The following is a 1,620-nucleotide window of genomic DNA, read 5'->3' as shown; positions in this document are numbered from 1 at the left end:
TGTCCGAGGTGGTCTCTTCGAGCCGCGCCAGCGCCTTCTCCGAAAACATCACCAGACCTGCGGAAGGCGACGCGCTCCAGCCCTTCTGCCGGGCCGCAGTCAATATCACGCTTCGGAGAACGGCTGCTCCGTTGTATGCCAACGCAGGCTTTGCCAAACCCCGTGGCACCGGCTAGCCGTTTCATGAAGAATCTCAGGGAGGCCAAGATGGCATTGCTCGATACCGTTGACCCGCAGGGTCTGGATGAATTCTCGGTGGTTTTCACCGACCGTTCGCTCAACCATATGTCCAAGACCTTCCAAGGCGTGATGCTGGACATCAATGAGATGCTGAAAGAGGTGTACAACGCCGAAGCCGTGGCGCTGGTGCCCGGTGGCGGCACCTATGCGATGGAAGCGGTGGCGCGCCAGTTTGCCCGCGGTGCAAATGCGCTGGTAGTGCGTAATGGCTGGTTCTCCTACCGCTGGAGCCAGATATTCGAGGCCGGCGGCTTTACCGCGTCCTCGACCGTGATGAAGGCGCGCCGGACCGGCAATGAAACGGCCTCGCCGTTTGAGCCTGCGCCGATTGCCGATGTGGTCGCCGCGATCAAAGAGCAGAAGCCGGATATCGTCTTTGCCCCGCATGTGGAAACCGCAGCCGGTGTGATCCTGCCCGACGACTATGTGATCGCCATGGCGGCGGCTGCGCATGAGGTCGGCGCGCTGGTGGTGCTTGATTGCATCGCCTCGGGCTGCGCCTGGATCGACATGAAGGCCACCGGCGTAGACGTGTTGATCTCTGCCCCGCAGAAGGGCTGGAGCGCGTCGCCTTCCGCAGGTCTGGTGATGTTTTCGGAGAAGGCGCTGGCGCGGCTCGAAGAGACCACCTCGGACAGTTTCGCCATCAACCTGAAACAGTGGCGCACCATCATGAAGGCCTATGAAGACGGCGGTCATGCCTATCACGCCACCATGCCGACCGATGCGCTGAAGGCCTTCCGCGACACCATGCTGGAGACCAAGGAGTACGGGTTTGTCCGCCTGCGCGATGCGCAATGGGCGCTGGGCGATGGTGTGCGGGCGCTGCTGAAGGAAAAAGGCATCACTTCGGTTGCGGCGGACGGTTTTGGCGCGCCGGGGGTGGTGGTGAGCTATACCTCTGACCCCGATGTGCAAAACGGCAAGAAATTCCTGGCGCTGGGCACCCAGATCGCGGCTGGCGTGCCGCTGCAATGCGATGAGCCTGCGGATTTCCGCACCTTCCGCCTAGGGCTGTTCGGTCTGGATAAGCTTTATGAAGTGGACGCCACCATCGCGCGGCTGAAGACCGTCGTGGATCAGGTGCTTTAACGAAGGAACTGGATTGGGCAGCGCAAGGGGATATTGCTTGTGCGGCCCAGCCCATGGCGCAGGGTGAGCCAGATCACTCCGAGGCTGATTGCCAGCCACACGCCTCCCCACAGCATTGTTGTGCCGCCGAACTCCTCGGCCATCATCCGCGCGTCGGAGCGCAGATAGGAGCGCGCAATAGTGTCGTCCCAGATGTCCAGCGGCGCATAGATCATGCTGCTGATCCCGATCACCCGCAGGATCATGTCATTGATGTTCAGGCTCAGATAGCGGGCGGCGGCCAGCATC

2 protein-coding genes are annotated in these 1,620 nt (G+C 61.7%); one reads left to right on the top strand and one right to left on the bottom strand.

The genetic code is table 11. The features are described 5' to 3' along the window. Nucleotides 1-207: 207 nt before the first annotated feature. On the top strand, nt 208-1,332 hold the full coding sequence (locus A2I95_RS36410; protein ID WP_291737373.1) for an aminotransferase class V-fold PLP-dependent enzyme: 1,125 nt from the start codon (nt 208-210) through the stop codon (nt 1,330-1,332). On the opposite strand, the gene A2I95_RS36405 is transcribed toward A2I95_RS36410, so the two are convergent. Continuing rightward, a partial coding sequence (locus A2I95_RS36405; RefSeq protein ID WP_291737372.1) for a M50 family metallopeptidase occupies nt 1,329-1,620 on the bottom strand: 292 nt, incomplete at its 5' end. The genes A2I95_RS36410 and A2I95_RS36405 overlap by 4 nt on opposite strands.

This window comes from Leisingera sp. F5 (assembly GCF_001593695.1).
The sequence above is the reverse complement of the archived record's forward strand: the minus strand, read 5'-3'. Positions and strand labels throughout refer to the sequence as shown.

Coding starts and splice junctions, on each gene's coding strand:
- A2I95_RS36410 (WP_291737373.1), top strand. CDS start 208: ATGGCATTGCTCGATACCGTTGACCCGCAGGGTCTGGATGAATTCTCG.